Here is a 16,424-nt window from a genome sequence, read left to right on the forward strand (position 1 = left end):
CCCGATGCCAGCGTTCCTCACGGTCGCCGCCACACCGGCCGGTCTGATCACGCTGGCGGTGTTCGTCGGGGCGATGGTGCTGTTCGTCACCGGCTGGCTCGCGCCGGAGGTCACGGGACTGCTGGCGGCAGCCCTGCTGGTCAGCTTTCAGGTGCTCAAGCCCGATGAGGCGGTGCAGGGCTTCGGCAGCCCCGCCCTGGTTACCCTGATGGGCCTGTTCGCCGTCTCCGCCGGCCTGTTCCGCAGCGGTGGCCTGGATCGGCTCCGGGCCCTGATCGGCTCCGAGGCGGTCCGCAGCCCCCGGCGCATGATCGCCCTGATGGTGGGGGTGGTGGCCCCCATCTCCGGCTTCATCCCCAACACCCCGATCGTGGCCACCCTGCTGCCGGTGATCGAGGGCTGGTGCCACCGCCGCGGCGTCTCCCCTTCGAAGGTGCTGCTGCCCCTGTCGTTCGCCACCGTGCTGGGCGGCACCATTTCTTTGCTCGGCACCTCCACCAACCTGCTGGCCAGCGATGTGAGCCGCCAGCTGGGCTACGGCTCCCTGGAGCTGTTCAGCTTCACAGCCATCGGCATCCCGGTCTGGCTGCTGGGGGGGCTGTACATGCTCACCGTCTCCGACCGGCTGCTCCCGGACCGCGGCAAGGGCGATGAGGACCTGCTGGGGGGCCTCGCCCGGGACGGCTACCTCACCGACGTGCTGATCCCGGAGCAGTCCGAGCTGATCGGCCAGTCGCTGCACAACAGCCGCCTGCAGCGCCGCTTCGACGTGGACGTGCTGGAGCTGCACCGGGGCCAGGACAGCTTCAGCGCCCCCCTGGCGGACCTGCCCCTGCAGGCCGGTGACCGGCTGCTGTTGCGCTGCAACCGGGACAACCTGCTGCGTCTCCAGCAGGAGCACACCGTCACCCTGGCCCCGATCGGCGAGCAGGAGGAGGATCTGCGGGAGCTCTCCGGCGAGGCCACCTCCCCCCAGCGGGTGGTGGAGGTGCTGCTGCCCAACGGCTCCACCCTGGCCGGCGCCAGCGTGCGGGACATGCGCTTCCGCCAGCGTTACAACGCCACCCTCCTGGCCGTGCGGCGGGGCAACCAGGTGCTGCGGGAGCTGCTGGGCCGGGTGGTGCTGCAGGCCGGCGATGTGCTGCTGCTGCAGGCGCCGGTGGATGCCATCCGCGGCATGCAGGCCAACAACGACCTGGTGCTGCTCGACGAGCTGGAGAAGGACCTGCCCACCACCGATCGCAAGCTCGTCGGCATGGTGATCGCGGGCCTGATGATCCTGCTGCCGATGCTCAGGATCCTGCCCCTGATGGCCTCGGTGCTGCTGGCCATGGTGGCGATGGTGGCCACGGGTTGCCTGCGCTCCGGCGAGTTGCTGCGCTCGATCCGCTGGGACGTCATCCTGCTGCTGGGCTCCCTCTCCTGCTTCAGCGTGGCGATGCAGAAGACCGGCCTGGCCGAGGCCCTGGCCACCGACCTGCTGCAGTCCCTCAGGGGCTGGCCCGCCTATGGGGTGCTGCTGGTGGTGTTCGTGCTCGGCCAGGCCTTCACCGAGGCTCTCAGCAACGGCACCACGGTGGTGCTGCTGATTCCGATCGCCACCGAACTTGCCAAGGGCCTGGCGCTGCCGCCGATGGCGTTCATCTTCGCGATCACCTTCGCCGCCAGCCAGAGCTTCCTCACCCCGATCGGCTACCAGACCAACCTGATGGTGTTCGGCCCCGGCCGCTATCGCTTCCTCGACATGGCCCGCTACGGGGCGCCCCTCTCGATCGTCCTGGCCCTGGTGGTGCCCTGGCTGATCTGCCGCCACTTCGGGCTCTAGGACTGCGCCCGGCCGATCCTGCCCGGCCGGTCCCATCCGCCATTTTCCTTAAGCGGGAGGCTCCTCGCCACCGGTCTCGAGGCCCCTCTCCTCGAAGCGGCCCACCAGCTTCGGCACCACCAGCACGATCACCAGCAGCACCAGGGCGCCGAGGCCGAACTCCACCACGCCCTTGACCATCTGATCAAAGGGGATCCAGCGCCCCCCGAGCCAGGCCAGGCCCACCATCGTCGAGGCCCAGAGCACGGCCCCCAGCATGTTGAACAGCAGGAAGCGGCGGTAGGGCATGCGCACCGCGCCGGCGATGGGGCCGGCGAGCACCCGCAGCACCGCCACGAACCGGCCCAGCAGCACCGATTTGCCGGCATGGCGGAGGAACCGTTCCCGCAGCGCCTCCATCTGCTCCGGTGTCCGGCCCAGCAGCCGTCCGGCCCGCAGCAGCAGGCCCCAGCCGGCCCGGCGCCCCACCCAGTAGCCGATGTTGTCCCCCAGGATCGCCCCGCCGGCCGCCGCCCCCATCACCCCGAGCACCTGCAGCTGGCCGCTGCCGGCCGCATAGCCCGCCAGCAGCGTCACCGTCTCGCCGGGCAGGGGCACTCCGGCGTTCTCCAGCAGCATGGCGCCGAAGACCACCCAGTACCCCCAGTCCTGCAGGAGGGATTCCAGGGTGGTGAGGCTGATGGTCCCGTCGAACACGGCCAGGGGCCAGGCCATCGCATGGGAGAGGGAAGCCAGACCCTATCTCCCCGGCCAGGCCAGTGTTCCGGTGCAGAGCCAGCGGCGGCGGCGCAGCCGGTTGGCGTGGGGTCCCGGCCAGGTGAAGCGGGGCAGGGCCAGGGCCGGGGTGGCGGGGGTGACCAGGGCGGCGTCGACGGTGGCCACCTGGAGGTAGTGGCGGCCGCAGATCTCCCCGTCGCCTGGCAGATGGCTGTTGAAGGGGTAGGAGAAGGCCCGCGGGGCCTCCCCCAGGACGTGTTCCAGACAGGCGGCCGAGTGGCTCAGTTCCAGCTCGAACGCCTCCGGGCTGATGTTGCAGCGCGGAACGTGGTGGTGGCCGTGGCTGCCCAGCTCGTGGCCGGCCTCCCGGGCCCGCCGCAGGTGGGCGGCGCTGGGGTAGAGGCGAGCGGCCGCCGCCGCCAGTTCGCCGGCCGTGTCAAAGCGCTCCGCCAGCTCCGCCAGCAGCTCCCGCACACGCACCACGGGGGTGGCATCCCGCAGGCGGGCGATCAGGGCCGCGCCCTCCAGATCGGCCGGCAGATCGAGCCTCCGCCGGGCCAGCTCCTCCAGCCGGGGCGCCAGGGTGGGATGGGCGCCGTACCAGTAGAGGGCGTGCTCCCAGACCAGCTCCCCGCCGGCGTCCATCGCGGTCGACTGGAAGAACACGGCCGGGATGCCCAGGTTCCCCAGGACCTCCATCCCCTCTTCATAGTTGCAGCGCAGGCCGTCATCGAAGCTGACAATCACCCCGAACTCGGAGCCGGTGGGGAAGCGGCCGGCCCGCAGATCGGCGTAGGTGAGGAAGCGGGCGCCGCGGCGCTGCAGGACACCGAGCTCGGCGGCCAGCTCGGCGGGGGGAATCGGCGGCACCCCGAAGCGGTCGAGGAAGGGCTCCCGGCCCGGCCGGTCGACCCGGTGATACAGCAGACAGAGCACCTTGCCCCGCAGGCGCCGCAGCCAGAGGCGATCCAGCGGCGGCAGGAACAGCAGGTCCGCCGCCCGGTTGGCTGCCCGTCCCAGGCGGCTCATGGCTGCTCCCCCCGCACCACCCGCACGGCCCCGTCGCGGCGTTCCTGGTCGGCCAGGTAGTCGCGCACCAGGCCCCGGGCGATGCGGCGGTTGGCCATCAGCCGCTGCCAGGGCTCGTAGACGTAGCCGGTGCGCCGCAGGAACAGCTTGCCCTTCTCCCACTGGGGCACCCGCGGCGCGGTACCGGCCTCGAGCCGGCGGGCCGCATCGATCAGCAGCTCGATGCCCACCTGAAAGCTGCGCACCTCGATGGTCTCGACGTCGTCATCGGGCTCCATCGGCACGTGGGCCGACAGGATGATGTCGCCGCTGTCGATGCCGGGGTCGATGTGGTGCACGGTGACCCCCACCAGCTCCGGATGCCCCTCCAAGAGCATGTAGAGGTTGCAGTTGGCGCCGCGGGAGTAGGGCGACAGCCCGGTGTGCAGATTGATGAGGCCGTGGCGGATGGTGGGGATCAGCTCCAGCACCGGCGCCCGCAGCAGCTGGGTGCCGTTCACCAGGACGATGTCGGGGGCGACGTGGCGCAGGAAGTCGGCGGTGCGCTCCTCGTTGATGGCCGAGGTGACCAGCACCGGCACCCCGTCCGGCAGCTCGGGCGGGGCGCCGTCCCGGTGGAAGAGCTGTCGCTGCAGGGCGGCGCCGCGGCGGTCGTGGGGCCGCAGCAGCACGCGGGCGATCAGCTGGCGCAGCAGCCGCAGGGGGCGGCGGTACTTCGCCAGCCGGGAGAGGGTGCTGCGGCTGGCCGGCGGCGACACCTGCAGCACCACCCCCACCAGGGTGAACGCCTCGGCCGCCCGCCGCACCAGGTGGCGCTGGTAGAGGCCGTCGCAGCAGAGCACCGCCACCCGCAGGGAGCTCACGGCCATGAATCCGCCGATCGCAGCATCATCTGCGGATGGTACGGACGGGGCGGCCGGAAGGCGTCACAGTGGGACCGATCCTGAGGCGCCCATGGCCGTCCGTGACGTGCTGACCATCGGAGATCCGCGCCTGCGCCAGGTGAGTGTGCCGGTGGAACGCTTCGATGCCCCCGCCCTGGCGGCCCTGCTCGACGACCTGCGCGACACCATGGCCGCCAACGCGGGAGCCGGCCTGGCCGCCCCCCAGATCGGTGTGCCCCTGCGGGTGGTGATCTTCGGCATCACCCACAACCCCCGCTACCCGGAGGCGCCCCCGATCCCGGAGACGGTGCTGATCAATCCGGTGCTCACGCCCCTCGGCGACGGGCAGGACGACGACGCCTGGGAGGGCTGCCTGAGCGTGCCCGGCTGGCGGGCCCGGGTGCCCCGCTGGCGCCGCCTGCGCTACCGGGGCTTCGACGGCCAGGGGCAGGCGTTCGAGCGGGAGGTGGAGGGCTTCCATGCCCGGGTGGTGCAGCACGAGTGCGACCACCTCGATGGGGTGCTGTTCCCGGATCGGGTGCCGGCGGGGCTGCCCCGTGGTTGAGCTCAGCGGAGCCGTCCCGCAGCCGGGCCCCCGCTGGTGGGTGCGCGGCGACCTGGACGGCTTCCTCGGGCTGGGTCTGGACAACCTGATCCAGATCCTGCTGATCGTGGCCCTCTGCCGCGGCGTGCTGGGCTACCCCGATGGCCTCATCTTCGGCACGATCCTGCCGGCCATGGGCATCAGCCTGGTGGTGGGCAACGTGGCCTACGCGCTCCAGGCCCACCGGCTGGGGCGCCGCGAGGGCCGTGACGACCGCACCGCCCTGCCCTATGGCATCAACACGGTCAGCCTGTTCGCCTATGTCTTTCTGGTGATGCTGCCGGTGAAGCTGGCGGCCACCGGCCAGGGCCTGGACCCCCAGGCCGCCTCCCTGCTCTCGTGGCGCGCCGGCCTGCTGGCCTGTCTGGGGTCCGGGCTCATCGAAGCCGGAGGGGCCTTCCTGGTGGCCCCCCTGCGCCGTTGGCTGCCCCGGGCGGCCCTGCTCTCCACGCTGGCCGGCATCGCCCTGGGCTACATCGGGCTGGGTTTCCTGCTGCGCACCTATGCCGTCCCGGTGGTGGGGCTGGCGGTGCTGGCGGTGATCCTGCTGGCCTACTTCGGCCAGGCCCGGCTGCCCCTGCCGGGTGGGGTGCTGGCGGTGCTGGTGGGCATCGTCCTGGCCGCCGCCACGGGCCTGCTGCGGCTGGATGGTCCAACCTGGCAGGCCAACATCGCCCAGGTGGGCCTGCACCTGCCTGTGCCCCGCCTCGGCGCCCTCTGGGAGGGCCGTGACGCCCTGATCCCCTGGCTCGGGGTCACCGTGCCGATGGGTCTGTTCAACCTGCTGGGGTCGCTGCAGAACCTGGAGAGCGCCGAGGCGGCCGGCGATGCCTACCCCGTGAAGAGCTCCCTGCTGATCAACGGCATCGGCACGGTCGCCGCCGCCGTGCTGGGCTCCTGCTTCCCCACCACCATCTACATCGGCCACCCCGGCTGGAAGGGCATGGGCGCCCGCATCGGCTACTCCTGGCTCAACGGCCTGGTGATGGGCCTGGGTTGCCTCCTGGGGCTGTTCGGGGTGGTGGGCCAGCTGGTGCCGATCGAGGCCGGCATGGCGATCGTGCTCTACATCGCCCTGGTGATGGCGGCCCAGGCCTTCCAGGCCACACCGCCGGCCCATGCCCCCGCCGTGGCCCTCGGGCTGCTGCCCGGCCTGGCGGGCTGGGGGTCGCTGATGCTGAAGGCGGGGCTGCGGGCCGGGGGCAGCGGCACCCCGGCCAACCCCTTCGGTCCCCAGTTGTTGCTGCCGCTGCAGCAGGCGGATGTGTGGGCCGCCGGCGCCTTCGCCCTCGAGCAGGGCCAGATCCTGGCGGCCATGCTGCTGGCGGCGATGCTGGTGTATGTGATCGAGCAGCGCTTCCGCGCCGCCGCCCTCTGCGCCCTGGTGGCGGCGGCCGCCTCCTGGCTGGGCCTGATCCACGCCTGGAGCTTCACCCTGGCCGACACCGTCCTCGACCCCGGCTGGGGCAGCGGCACCCCCTGGGCCCTGGGCTATCTGGCGATGGCGGTGGTATTCCTGCTGGGCCGACGGCCCCGCTGAAGCCGACGCTAACGGGCGCCATGCTGTCTGAGCCCACGCTTCGGGTCATGGCAAGGGAGGACAAGGCCGTTCAGGCCAGCGTTCACCAGTCCCATGGTGGACGCCGCCACCACGAACAGCACCGGAGTCAGCGGGCCGGCTGGTTACGCGCCGTTGTGCTCGGAGCCAATGACGGCACCATTTCGGTGGCGTCCCTGGTGGTCGGCATCGCCGCTTCCGGTGCCACCCGAGACTTCATCCTGCTCTCGGGCCTTGCCGCCACCGTGGCCGGGGCCATGTCGATGGCCGCCGGGGAATTCGTTTCCGTGCAATCCCAGGTCGACACCGAGCGGGCCGATCTGGCCAAGGAGCGGCGTGAGCTGCTGATGGATCCGGCCGGTGAGCTGGCCGAGCTCACCGAGATCTACCGGCAACGGGGGATCGATCAGGCCCTGGCCCGGCAGGTGGCCGAACAGCTCACCCTTCACGACGCCCTCGGTGCGCACGCCCGGGAGGAACTGGGCCTCAGCGAGACCCTGCGGGCGCGGCCGATTCAGGCGGCCCTCTCCTCGGCCGCCAGCTTCGCGGTGGGCTCGGTCGTCCCGATCACCGCGATCCTGCTCAGTCCCCCGCGGCAGATCACCCTGGTCACCACCACCAGTGCCCTGGTGGCCCTGGCGGCCCTCGGCGCCCTGGCGGCTCGTGCGGGAGGGGCCTCGCTCTGGAAGGGAGCTCTGCGGATGCTGTTCTGGGGGGGCCTGGCCATGGCGCTCACGGCGGGGGTCGGCCGTCTGTTCGGCGTGGCCAATCCATGAGCGTTTCGCCATCGCCGGCAGCATCGGATCCGCACACCTGAACGAAACCAGAGCGCTCCCTAAGGTTGGCCGAACACATATCCGGCTCCATGGCCTCGAGTATGAAGGGCCGATTCAAGCGGTTTGAGCATCGCTTCGAGCGGATTCTGTGGCGCCTGCGGCTGATCGCCATCCTGCCGGTGATGATGAGCCTGGTCAGCACGGTGGTCGCCTTCGTGCTCGGCACGCTCGAGATCGTCAAGGCCCTGGTCAGCCTGGGGGATGTGGCCCACACCAAGAAGACCTTCGTGGCCGAACTGCTGGGGGCGATCGTTACCGGGATTGATCTCTATCTGATCGGCATCGCCCTGCTGATCTTCGGCTATGGCGTGTATGAGCTGCTGATCTCACCGATCGAGGCGGCCCGTGAACACGACCAGGGGGGCGGCGGCCTGCTCGACATCCGTGACCTCGACCAGCTGAAGGAGAAACTGGTCAAGGTGCTGGTGGTGGCCCTGATCGTGTCGGCCTTCAAGGCGATGCTGACCCTGCCGATCAAGGATGGGCCTTCGCTGGCCTTCTTCTGCCTGAGCGTGCTGCTGCTGGCGCTGAGCGGTTATCTGGTCACGGGCAGCGGCGGCAAGCGCCTGTTCTAGAGACTGGGTGACATGAACCGGTTCCTCAAGGCCTCTCGATGGTGACCTCCCGGCTGAAGCTGCGCCGTCCCGACGACTGGCATGTGCACCTGCGTGACGGTGCCCTGCTGCAGATGGTGGCCCCGGCCACGGCCCGCAGCTTCGAGCGGGCGATCGTGATGCCCAACCTCAGCCCGCCGATCACCACGGTGGCGGCGGCCGTGGCCTACGGCGCCCGGATCCGGGCGGCGCTGCCGGACGGCAGCCGCTTCACCCCCCTGCTCACCGCCTACCTCACCGACACGATCGATCCGGCGGAGATCGAGCGCGGCCACCGCGAGGGCGTCTTCACAGCCTGCAAGCTCTACCCGGCCCATGCCACCACCAACGCCGCCGCCGGCGTCACCGACCTGGCCCGGATCGAGCCGGTGCTGGCGACGATGGAGCAGATCGGCATGCCCCTGCTCATCCACGGCGAGGTGACCGACGCCGAGATCGACATCTTCGATCGCGAAGCCGTGTTCATCGAGCGCCACCTGGCGCCGCTGCTGGTGCGCCATCCGGGCCTGAAGGTGGTGCTGGAGCACATCACCACCGCCGAGTCCGTCGCCTTCGTGCGCCAGGCGGGTCCCAACCTGGCCGCCACCATCACCCCCCATCACCTGCACATCAACCGCAACGCCATGTTCCAGGGCGGGCTTCGGCCGGACTTCTACTGCCTGCCGGTGGCCAAGCGCGAACGCCACCGGCTGGCCCTGCGCCAGGCGGCCACCTCCGGGGAACCCTGCTTCTTCCTGGGCACCGATTCGGCCCCCCACCCCCGTTCGGCCAAGGAAAGCGCCTGCGGCTGTGCGGGCATCTACAACGCCCCCTTCGCCCTGGAGAGCTACGCGGCGGTGTTCGAGCAGGAGGGGGCCCTGGATCGCCTGGAGGCCTTCGCCAGCGTGCACGGGCCCACCTTCTACGGGCTGCCCCTGAACGAGGGAACCATCACCCTGGTGCGGGAGCCCCACACGGTGCCGCCGCGCCTGCACGGCAACGCCGCCGAGGGGGACGCCACCACCCTGGTGCCCTTCCATGCCGGTCAGGTGCTGCACTGGCGGCTGGAGAGCGAGGGCTGAGCCCAAGGCCGGCGGGATGGATCAGGGGCTTGGCACCAGCGGCGCCCCGTCCGCCAGGGAGGGATCGCCGCCCAGCAAGGCGGTGCCCCTCGGTGGGTTCCCGGAGGCCGGGATGCGCTCCTTGCTGCGGTAGCCCCGGCCGTCGAACACCTCCCGCACCCAGGTGGCCGGGGCGCCACCGCCGGACTGCAGACGCCAGAGATCGCGCCAGCGGCTGCGGCCCCCCGCCGGGACGATCACCGGCAGCCGGCTGGTGGGAAAGCTGGTGATGAGGCGGTAGCCGGTGGCTTCCTGGCGGAACACCTGGAGCGTGCAGCCACCGGTGCCGCAGACGTAGGGGCCCATCAGGTAGACGAGCACGTCCTGACGGCCATCCCCATCGAGGTCGGTGCGGCCGTGCACGTAGCGGATCCGCCCCATGCCCCCGGCGGCGCTTCCCAGGGGGCGGCGCAGGTCGGGGGAGGCCGCCAGGATCGCCGTCTCCAGCGCCGGATCGGGCCGGTTGCTGTAGCCGGGCCCGGCGCCGACGCGGGGTTCCCAGAGGAGGATGCCGCCATCGGCCAGCAGGCTCAGGTTGAGCCGGCCGTCCCGCAGCAGGTAGCCCCTCACATAGGGAAGCTGGCGGGCCAGGGGTTCCGCCAGGCTGGCCGCCGGGCACAGGGCTTTGGTACTGGCCAGGGGCCCGAAGCGGAAGCCGCCGTTGCCGGGGTCGGCGCTGGGCTCCACCCGCCAGCGGCCCGTGGCGCGTTTGCAGTCGAGCTGCAGCACCGCCCGGCCATCGGCCTGCAGCGAGAGGGTGTAACGGGAGGGGTTCGCCGGACGCGTCAGGCCCTGGGCGTCATCCATCGACTGGATCCCCACCAGCTGCCAGGTGGTGCCCTGCAGCGGCGGGGTCTGGGGGGCGGCCCGCAGCGGTAACGGCATCCCCGTCAGGAGCCATGCGGTGGCGATGGCGCCCCCCGTCCAGGCCCCCAGGAGCCGGGCTGGGCTGCATGGACCAGGCATCGGGCGACTCCGGCGGGCTCTCCAGAATCGGACAGCGACGCCCGAGAGGGCTCAGACGGACGAGCATGGACGTACCGCCCTGCCGCTGCCATGGGAATTCTGCGCCCCGCCGCCACCTACTTCGCCCTGGTCTTCGCCACCGGCTTCGTTCTGGGGGCGGTGCGGGTGCCGTTGCTGGTGCCGCGGCTGGGGGAGCGCCTGGCCGAACTGCTGGAGATGCCGTGGATGGCCCTGGCCATGGTGCTGGCCGCCCGGCTGGTGGTGCGGCGGCAGCTCCCCGGCCGCGGCCCCCTCACCCGGGCGGCCGCCGGGGCCCTTGCCCTGGCGTTCATGGTGGCGGCGGAGCTGGCGGTGGGGCTGCTGCTGCAGCAGCGCCCCCTGAAGGAGATCCTCATCGACCGTGACCCGGTCTCCGGTGCCGTGTACCTGGCCCTGCTGCTCCTCTACGCGCTGCTGCCGCTGCTGCTCGGCCGCGGCTCCACCACCACGGCGGTGCCGTAGCAGAGCACCTCGGTGGCGGCGGCGGTGCCACCCTGCACCTCCGATCCGTCGTAGCGGGTGCCCACGATGGCGTTGGCCCCCAGGGCCCGGGCGTGCTGGATCATCTGTTCGTAGGCCTGCTCCCTCGCCTGCTCGCACATCTCGGTGTAGGCGCCGATGCGGCCGCCCACGATCTGCTTGAGCCCGCCCAGGAACCCCTGCACCAGGGTGGGAGAGCGCACCACGATCCCGCGCACCAGGCCCCGGTAGGCGGTGATGCCGTAGCCCTCGATCGTGAAGGTGGTGGTCACGAACACGGGTGTCACCATGGGGATGGGCTCGGCGGTCCTCCCATCCTGCTGGGAGCAACGCCGCCCTTCAAGGGACGCCCATCAGGCGGCGGGGTCGAGGCCGGCCTCCAGCAAGGGAATCGCCCGCTCCAGGGCCACCCCACGGCTGGCCTTGAGCAGCACCCGATCCCCCGGCTCGAGCCAGTCGAGCAGCAGGGAGGCCGCCTCCTCGGGCGTCACCGCCCTCGCCAGCCGCGGCAGACCGGCGGCGGCGGCGAGCATCGCCTGAGCTTCGGCCTCGGCGGCCACGATCACCAGCCCGTCGAGCCCCAGGGCCCGGGCCCGCCCCGCCACCTGGCGGTGCAGCTCCAGGCTGCGCTCCCCCAGCTCGAGCATCGTGCCCAGCACCGCATAACGGCGGCCTTCGCAGGCTCCGCCCGGGGCCGCCAGCAGCTCCAGGGCCGCCAGCACCGCCTCCGGAGAGGCGTTGTAGGTCTCATCGAGCAGCTCCACCCCGCCCAGCTGCGAGCGCCGGGCGCGGCCGCCCGGCAGCTCCACCGCCAGGTCGCCCAGGGCCGTTGCCGGCACGCCCAGTTCCCGGGCGACGGCCACCGCCAGCAGCAGGTTGTGGGCGTTGTGGCGGCCCTCCAGCGGCAGCGGCAGGCTCGGGCCGTCCAGCAGGCGCAGGGAAGGGCCCTCCAGGCGGCCCACCAGCTCCGCCGCCGGCACCCCCGCCGGGAAGTCGGCCGCCTCGTCCTCCAGGGCGACGCGCACCACCCGGCCCCGCCAGACCCGGGCCAGGGACTGCTCCAGCAGCGGATCCCCGGCGGGAATCACCAGCACCCCTTCCGGCCCGAGTCCGGCGGTGATCTCGCACTTGGCCTGGCCGATCGCCTCCCGGCTGCCCAGGCGGCCGATGTGGGCGGTGCCGATGTTGGTGATCACGGCCACGTCCGGCTCAGTGCAGCGGGTGAGACGGTCGATCTCCCCCAGTCCCCGCATCCCCATCTCCACCACCAGGGCCGCGGTGCCGGTGCCCGCCTTCAGGACCGTGAGCGGCGCCCCCACGTCGTTGTTCTCGTTGCCGCTGCTGGCCACCACCGGCCCGAGGGGGGCGAGGGCCGCCCGGATCAGTTCCCGCGTCGTTGTCTTGCCCGCCGAACCCGTCACCGCCACCACCGGCAGGCCCAGCTGCCGCCGCCAGAGACGGGCCAGCTGCTGGTAGGCCACCAGGGTGTCGTCCACGGGCCAGATCGGCCCGCCACCGCCGGCCACCAGCTCCGCCAGGGCCGACCCGTCCAGCCGGTCCCGCTGCACCACGGCCGCCGCCGCCCCGGCGGCGAAGGCGTCGGCCACGAAGCGGTGGCCATCGAAGCGCTCCCCCACCAGCGGCACGAACAGGGCGCCGGCCAGATCGCCGCGGCTGTCGGTGCTGACGCGTCGGATGGGGGCGGGTGCGGCGGTTCCCGGGGCCATCAGGGGCTCGCCCCAGAGCTGGCGCAACGGCTCGAACGGCAGCAGCATCAACCTGAAGTTCCGGGATCGAGCAGGATCATGCCGGACCCCACCAGCGCCCCGCGGGCCAGCAGCCGTCCCTGGCCGTCCACCAGTTCCAGTCGTTCGTAGCCCAGGCCCCGGGCGCGCTCCTGCCAGCGTTCGGCCCAACGGCCGCGGCTCGCCTGGGCAAGGGCGGAGTAGGTCGGCGCCATCGTCAGCATCAGCAGCCCCTGGGCGGGCTCGGGGTGGGCCGAGGCGATCAGGTGCTGCGGGTCATCCTCCGCCAGCAGGGCCAGAAGGGGGTCGAGTTCCAGGGCAGGCGGCGGGTCGGCTTTGGCCAGCGGCGGGGTGATCGCCGTGGGCGTGGCGGCGGCCGGCGGGGTGGCGTCTGGAGCCGAGACGGCCGTTGGCGCCGGGGTGGCCGGAGCCACCAGGGGGGCCGCAGGGCCTGCCGGCGGCCTGACGGCACGGTGGCTCAGCCCGCGCCACGCCTGGCCGGCCAGGACCAGCAGCAGGGCCAGCAGGGTCGCCAGCAGCAGGGGCCAGAACAGGGGCGCCAGTCCCTGCGGCCAGAAGCCCGGCACCGAGAGGTCCCCCTCGCCGTTGCGCCGCCAGAGTTCGCGCAGCTTCAGCCGCAGGGAGGCCAGCACGGCCCGCAGCGCCTGGGCGAGCCGGCCCCAGGGGCTCGCATAGGGCGCCGGCAGATCGGAGGGTGGCGGAACCGGATCAGCCATGGACGCCGGACACGGGGAGCTGGCTCAGGAGTCGTTGCGGCGGCGCAGCAGGGCCAGGGGGTTGCGGGGGCGCTGGGGCGGCGGCGGCTCCTTGGGGGACCCCTCCGGCCGGGAGTCGTCGTGCAGCAGGCTCGGATCCGCCCCCTGGCCCTGGGAGAAGCGCTCCACCTGGGCTGCGTCGGGGGTGGGCTCCTTGACCCCGCAGACCTCCCTGTACATGGCGTCGTACTCCAGGGCGGAGCGGTTCCAGCTGAAGTCGGTGGTCATGGCCCGCCGCTGCAGCTCCTGCCAGCTGGGCTCGTTGCGGTAGGCCTCCCAGGAGCGCACGATTGTTGTGTAGAAGTCGATGGCTTCGTAGCGATCGAAGCCGTAGCCGGTGCCGGTGCCGGCGGTGGGGTCGTTGGGGGGCACGGTGTCCACCAGGCCGCCGACGCGGCGCACGACCGGGATCGAGCCGTAGCGCATCGCCAGCATCTGGCTGATGCCGCAGGGTTCGAAGCGGCTCGGCATCAGGAAGGCGTCGCTGCCGGCGTAGATCAGCCGCGACAGGGCGTCGTCATAGGTGAGGAACACCGAGAAGCGGCCCGGGTGGCGCGCCGCCATCTGCCACAGGCCCGACTCGTAGCCCCGGTCGCCGGTGCCCAGTACCACGAACTGGCTGTCGCTGTAGGCCAGCACCCGGTCGGCGACCTGCAGGAGCAGGTCCACGCCCTTCTGGTCCACCAGCCGGCTCACCATCCCCATCAGATAGGAGCGGGGGCTGACGTTCAGTCCCATCCGTTCCTGCAGCAGACGCTTGCAGGCGGCGCGGCCGCTGAGGTCGCCTGAGGAGAAGGGGGCCGGCAGGGTGGCGTCGCTGGCGGGATTCCAGTCCTCGGTGTCGATGCCGTTGAGGATGCCGCGCAGCTTGCCGCTGATGAAGTTGAGCAGGCCGTCGATGCGCTCGCCGTACTCGGGCGTGCGGATCTCCATCGCGTAGGTGGGGGAGACGGCATTCACCCGGTCGGCGTAGAGCAGGGCCGCCGCCATCGTGTGGTCGCCCTGCATGTACCAGGGGCACCAGGTCATGCGGTCGAGCTTCCAGCGCCAGGGGCCCTGGTAGCGGAGGTTGTGGATGGTGAACACCGTGCTGATCTCCGGGTCCTGGTGCATCCACACCGGGATCATCCCCGTATGCCAGTCGTGGCAGTGCAGAACCTGGGGCTTCCAGCCCCCGTTCCAGGCGAATTCGGCACTGGCGTTGGCAAAGAAGGTGAAGCGCCAGTCCTCATCTTCGCCGCCATAGATGCGCTCGGGATCGAACACCGGATGGCCCACCAGATAGATGGTCAGACCACTGGTGGGGTGGCGGGTTTCGTAGATGGCGAAATCGGTGCCCATGGCGTGGCCACGCCACATCGGTTCGGCCGGAATCTGCAGCCGACTCCACAGCTTTCCGTAGCCCGGCATGATGATCCGCACGTCATGCCCCAGCGCCGCCAGGGCCGGTGGCAGGGAGCCCACAACGTCTCCCATGCCCCCCACCTTGATCATGGGTGCGCACTCCGCAGCGGCAAACAGAACCCTCATCCGCGCTCGATCGCTGGTGCGCCTGGAACTCTACGGGCCGCCCCGGAGCGCTCCGGCCGCCGGCGCCAGCGGACTCAGGGCAGCACCGTCACCGGTGTGCCGACCTGGACCATCTCGAACAGCTCCCGCACGTCCTCGTCATAGAGACGTACGCAGCCATGGGAGACGGCGCGTCCCACCGTCCAGCGGTGGGGGGTGCCGTGGAACCCGGCCACCACACATCCCTTCACGTCCAGCATCTGCTCCCCATCCCAGCCCCTGCGGCCGGAACAGTCGCGGTGAAAACCGATCCAGCGGCTGCCCAGCGGGTTGGTGGGGCCCGCCGGGTAGAGCTTGCCGGTCTGCGGATGTTCCCAGACCGGATCGCTCTGCCGTTCCAGGACCGTGAACCGGCCCACCGGCGTTTCCCAGCCGGCCATGCCCACGGCGACCGGGAACTGGCGCCGGGGACGGCCATCCTCGAGGACCATGAGCAGACGGCGGCGACGATCCAGCACCAGGCTCAGGGAGACCGGCTGACCCTCCTGCATGGCGCTGGGGGCGGCGGCCGCAGGGGCCGGGGCCGGCAAGAGCTGGGGGATGGATGAGGCGATGACCGCATCCGAAGGGGTCCCGATCGGAAACATGGACGAATACGGCGGTGCTGATGCCTCGATGGATCGGAGGTTAGCCAGCCGAACGTGGACTCGTTGCCTCGCAGTAGGCTGCCGTGACCGATGGGCATCATGGCGACTTCTCCACCATATCCAGTTCCAGAAAACGAGGAGTCGCGTCTGCGATCACTGGAACGGGTGATGCTTCTCGATACAGCTTCGGATCAACACCTTGATCGCATCATTGAACTGGCTCGCGCCACCCTTGGTGTGCCGATCGCCCTGATTTCCCTGGTCGACCAGGATCGTCAGTGGTTCCTGGCAAAAACAGGAATCGAGGCCACGGAAACCAGCCGCGACGTGGCCTTCTGTGCCCACGCCATTCTCTCGGAAGAGGTGATGGTGGTTCCTGATGCCAGCCAGGATCAGCGCTTCAGTAGCAATCCCCTGGTGACCGGTGAACCCGGCATCCGCTTCTACGCAGGGGCACCGCTTCGCGCCATGGATGGCCACCTGCTGGGCACCCTTTGCGTGATCGATCAGCAGGCCCATGGCTTCAACGATGACCAGAAACGCATCCTCAGGATGTTCTCCGAACAGGTCAGCAGGGAGATCGAGATCCGACAGCGGCTGGCCCGTTGCCCCGTCACCGGTCTCTGGAACCGCGGCGCCTTCCTGTTCCTCTGTGAGAAGGAATTCCAGCGGGCGCGACGCCTGGGCCGGAATGACGTGCACCTGTTGGGCTTCGCGTGGGATCCGCCCCCGGTGCCGCTGACGGAGGCGCTCCTTCCCGTCTTCGGCCCTGATGATCTGGTCGGCAGGATCGCCGATCGGATGTTCGCCGCTCTGATGATCGACAGCACCAGGGCCTCCGCCATGGTCGCCTGCCGCTCGCTCGACGCCGCCGCCGGGGCGCTGCAGTTCGACCGGCGACGATCCAGGCCGGCCGCCCGGCTCCGCATCGGTCTGACGGACCTGGCGCCTTCGGATCTGAGCATGGCCGACCTGCTGGTGCGGGCGGAGAACGCCCTCTATCTGACCGAAGACGAAGCAGCCGATCCGGTCATGGCCGTCTGGGGAACCTGAGCGGCTGACGAGGGCCGGCACGGCGATACCCTCACGCCATGG

Annotated in this window: 17 protein-coding genes; 8 read left to right on the top strand and 9 right to left on the bottom strand. The window is 71.1% G+C overall.

Annotated features, from left to right (window positions below; translation table 11 throughout):
• Positions 1–4: 4 nt before the first annotated feature.
• A complete protein-coding gene (locus tag CYAGR_RS01510; RefSeq protein WP_015107992.1) occupies positions 5–1,825 on the top strand; it encodes an SLC13 family permease in 1,821 nt (606 codons plus the stop codon).
• A gap of 48 nt (positions 1,826–1,873) precedes the next feature.
• On the opposite strand, the gene CYAGR_RS01515 is transcribed toward CYAGR_RS01510, so the two are convergent.
• From CYAGR_RS01515 to CYAGR_RS01525, 3 genes are read right to left on the bottom strand one after another with little or no spacing between them, the layout of a single operon-like run.
• On the bottom strand, positions 1,874–2,539 hold the full coding sequence (locus CYAGR_RS01515; RefSeq protein ID WP_015107993.1) for a DedA family protein: 666 nt from the start codon (positions 2,537–2,539) through the stop codon (positions 1,874–1,876).
• A 24-nt stretch (positions 2,540–2,563) separates the two neighbouring features.
• Positions 2,564–3,571 carry a polysaccharide deacetylase family protein gene (locus tag CYAGR_RS01520; RefSeq protein WP_015107994.1) on the bottom strand — a complete coding sequence of 336 codons (1,008 nt, stop codon included), beginning with the start codon at positions 3,569–3,571 and terminating at the stop codon, positions 2,564–2,566.
• Positions 3,568–4,440 carry a formyl transferase gene (locus CYAGR_RS01525; protein WP_015107995.1) on the bottom strand — a complete coding sequence of 291 codons (873 nt, stop codon included), beginning with the start codon at positions 4,438–4,440 and terminating at the stop codon, positions 3,568–3,570. The genes CYAGR_RS01520 and CYAGR_RS01525 overlap by 4 nt, the downstream gene beginning before the upstream one ends.
• A gap of 85 nt (positions 4,441–4,525) precedes the next feature.
• Between CYAGR_RS01525 and def the strand changes: the two genes are divergently transcribed.
• The 5 genes from def (at position 4,526) to pyrC (ending at position 9,128) form a co-directional block, all read left to right on the top strand.
• Positions 4,526–5,020: a peptide deformylase gene (gene def, locus CYAGR_RS01530; RefSeq protein WP_015107996.1), complete on the top strand. Its 495-nt coding sequence runs from the start codon at positions 4,526–4,528 to the stop codon at positions 5,018–5,020.
• Positions 4,971–6,599 (top strand): hypothetical protein, encoded by a 1,629-nt coding sequence (locus CYAGR_RS01535; protein ID WP_015107997.1) that lies wholly within the window; start codon positions 4,971–4,973, stop codon positions 6,597–6,599. The genes def and CYAGR_RS01535 overlap by 50 nt, the downstream gene beginning before the upstream one ends.
• A 47-nt stretch (positions 6,600–6,646) precedes the next feature.
• The gene (locus CYAGR_RS01540) at positions 6,647–7,393 is read left to right on the top strand and encodes a VIT1/CCC1 transporter family protein (protein WP_051017007.1); all 747 of its coding nucleotides are present in this window, start codon (positions 6,647–6,649) and stop codon (positions 7,391–7,393) included.
• 89 nt (positions 7,394–7,482) lie between these two features.
• Positions 7,483–8,028 (top strand): YqhA family protein, encoded by a 546-nt coding sequence (locus CYAGR_RS01545; RefSeq protein WP_015107999.1) that lies wholly within the window; start codon positions 7,483–7,485, stop codon positions 8,026–8,028.
• Between the two features lie 38 nt (positions 8,029–8,066).
• On the top strand, positions 8,067–9,128 hold the full coding sequence (gene pyrC, locus CYAGR_RS01550) for a dihydroorotase (protein ID WP_015108000.1): 1,062 nt from the start codon (positions 8,067–8,069) through the stop codon (positions 9,126–9,128).
• Between the two features lie 21 nt (positions 9,129–9,149).
• On the opposite strand, the gene CYAGR_RS16280 is transcribed toward pyrC, so the two are convergent.
• Positions 9,150–10,052: an META domain-containing protein gene (locus tag CYAGR_RS16280; RefSeq protein ID WP_015108001.1), complete on the bottom strand. Its 903-nt coding sequence runs from the start codon at positions 10,050–10,052 to the stop codon at positions 9,150–9,152.
• A gap of 171 nt (positions 10,053–10,223) precedes the next feature.
• On the opposite strand from CYAGR_RS16280, the gene CYAGR_RS01560 reads away from it, so the two are divergent.
• Positions 10,224–10,634, top strand: a complete 411-nt coding sequence (locus CYAGR_RS01560) for a hypothetical protein (protein ID WP_015108002.1) — start codon at positions 10,224–10,226, stop codon at positions 10,632–10,634.
• Here the strand turns inward: CYAGR_RS01560 and CYAGR_RS01565 are convergent.
• The 5 genes from CYAGR_RS01565 to CYAGR_RS01585 form a co-directional block, all read right to left on the bottom strand.
• Positions 10,577–10,942, bottom strand: coding sequence for a YbjQ family protein (locus tag CYAGR_RS01565; protein ID WP_015108003.1), 366 nt, complete (start codon positions 10,940–10,942; stop codon positions 10,577–10,579). The two genes, CYAGR_RS01560 and CYAGR_RS01565, sit on opposite strands and share 58 nt — an antisense overlap.
• A 63-nt stretch (positions 10,943–11,005) precedes the next feature.
• A complete protein-coding gene (locus CYAGR_RS01570; protein ID WP_015108004.1) occupies positions 11,006–12,427 on the bottom strand; it encodes a UDP-N-acetylmuramoyl-tripeptide--D-alanyl-D-alanine ligase in 1,422 nt (473 codons plus the stop codon).
• Complete coding sequence (locus tag CYAGR_RS18080) at positions 12,427–13,134, bottom strand: hypothetical protein (protein ID WP_015108005.1); 708 nt, start codon at positions 13,132–13,134, stop codon at positions 12,427–12,429. The genes CYAGR_RS01570 and CYAGR_RS18080 overlap by 1 nt, the downstream gene beginning before the upstream one ends.
• 24 nt (positions 13,135–13,158) lie before the next feature.
• Positions 13,159–14,703: a glycogen synthase GlgA gene (glgA, locus tag CYAGR_RS01580; protein ID WP_015108006.1), complete on the bottom strand. Its 1,545-nt coding sequence runs from the start codon at positions 14,701–14,703 to the stop codon at positions 13,159–13,161.
• Positions 14,704–14,777: 74 nt separating this feature from the next.
• The gene (locus CYAGR_RS01585; RefSeq protein WP_015108007.1) at positions 14,778–15,329 is read right to left on the bottom strand and encodes a L,D-transpeptidase; all 552 of its coding nucleotides are present in this window, start codon (positions 15,327–15,329) and stop codon (positions 14,778–14,780) included.
• Positions 15,330–15,566: 237 nt separating this feature from the next.
• Here CYAGR_RS01585 and CYAGR_RS01590 point away from each other — a divergent pair, with 237 nt between their 5' ends.
• On the top strand, positions 15,567–16,382 hold the full coding sequence (locus CYAGR_RS01590; RefSeq protein WP_051017009.1) for a sensor domain-containing diguanylate cyclase: 816 nt from the start codon (positions 15,567–15,569) through the stop codon (positions 16,380–16,382).
• Positions 16,383–16,424 lie beyond the last annotated feature (42 nt).

It is taken from the genome of Cyanobium gracile PCC 6307 (assembly GCF_000316515.1).
Classification (GTDB): Bacteria; Cyanobacteriota; Cyanobacteriia; order PCC-6307; family Cyanobiaceae; genus Cyanobium; species Cyanobium gracile.

Bases quoted from the DNA above. Each gene is read 5' to 3' on its own strand.
- CYAGR_RS01510 (WP_015107992.1), top strand. From the start codon at position 5: ATGCCAGCGTTCCTCACGGTCGCCGCCACACCGGCCGGTCTGATCACG.
- CYAGR_RS01515 (WP_015107993.1), bottom strand. From the start codon at position 2,539: ATGGCCTGGCCCCTGGCCGTGTTCGACGGGACCATCAGCCTCACCACC.
- CYAGR_RS01520 (WP_015107994.1), bottom strand. From the start codon at position 3,571: ATGAGCCGCCTGGGACGGGCAGCCAACCGGGCGGCGGACCTGCTGTTC.
- CYAGR_RS01525 (WP_015107995.1), bottom strand. From the start codon at position 4,440: ATGGCCGTGAGCTCCCTGCGGGTGGCGGTGCTCTGCTGCGACGGCCTC.
- def (WP_015107996.1), top strand. From the start codon at position 4,526: ATGGCCGTCCGTGACGTGCTGACCATCGGAGATCCGCGCCTGCGCCAG.
- CYAGR_RS01535 (WP_015107997.1), top strand. From the start codon at position 4,971: ATGGGGTGCTGTTCCCGGATCGGGTGCCGGCGGGGCTGCCCCGTGGTT.
- CYAGR_RS01540 (WP_051017007.1), top strand. From the start codon at position 6,647: ATGGCAAGGGAGGACAAGGCCGTTCAGGCCAGCGTTCACCAGTCCCAT.
- CYAGR_RS01545 (WP_015107999.1), top strand. From the start codon at position 7,483: ATGGCCTCGAGTATGAAGGGCCGATTCAAGCGGTTTGAGCATCGCTTC.
- pyrC (WP_015108000.1), top strand. From the start codon at position 8,067: ATGGTGACCTCCCGGCTGAAGCTGCGCCGTCCCGACGACTGGCATGTG.
- CYAGR_RS16280 (WP_015108001.1), bottom strand. From the start codon at position 10,052: ATGCCGTTACCGCTGCGGGCCGCCCCCCAGACCCCGCCGCTGCAGGGC.
- CYAGR_RS01560 (WP_015108002.1), top strand. From the start codon at position 10,224: ATGGGAATTCTGCGCCCCGCCGCCACCTACTTCGCCCTGGTCTTCGCC.
- CYAGR_RS01565 (WP_015108003.1), bottom strand. From the start codon at position 10,942: ATGGTGACACCCGTGTTCGTGACCACCACCTTCACGATCGAGGGCTAC.
- CYAGR_RS01570 (WP_015108004.1), bottom strand. From the start codon at position 12,427: ATGCTGCTGCCGTTCGAGCCGTTGCGCCAGCTCTGGGGCGAGCCCCTG.
- CYAGR_RS18080 (WP_015108005.1), bottom strand. From the start codon at position 13,134: ATGGCTGATCCGGTTCCGCCACCCTCCGATCTGCCGGCGCCCTATGCG.
- glgA (WP_015108006.1), bottom strand. From the start codon at position 14,703: ATGAGGGTTCTGTTTGCCGCTGCGGAGTGCGCACCCATGATCAAGGTG.
- CYAGR_RS01585 (WP_015108007.1), bottom strand. From the start codon at position 15,329: ATGTTTCCGATCGGGACCCCTTCGGATGCGGTCATCGCCTCATCCATC.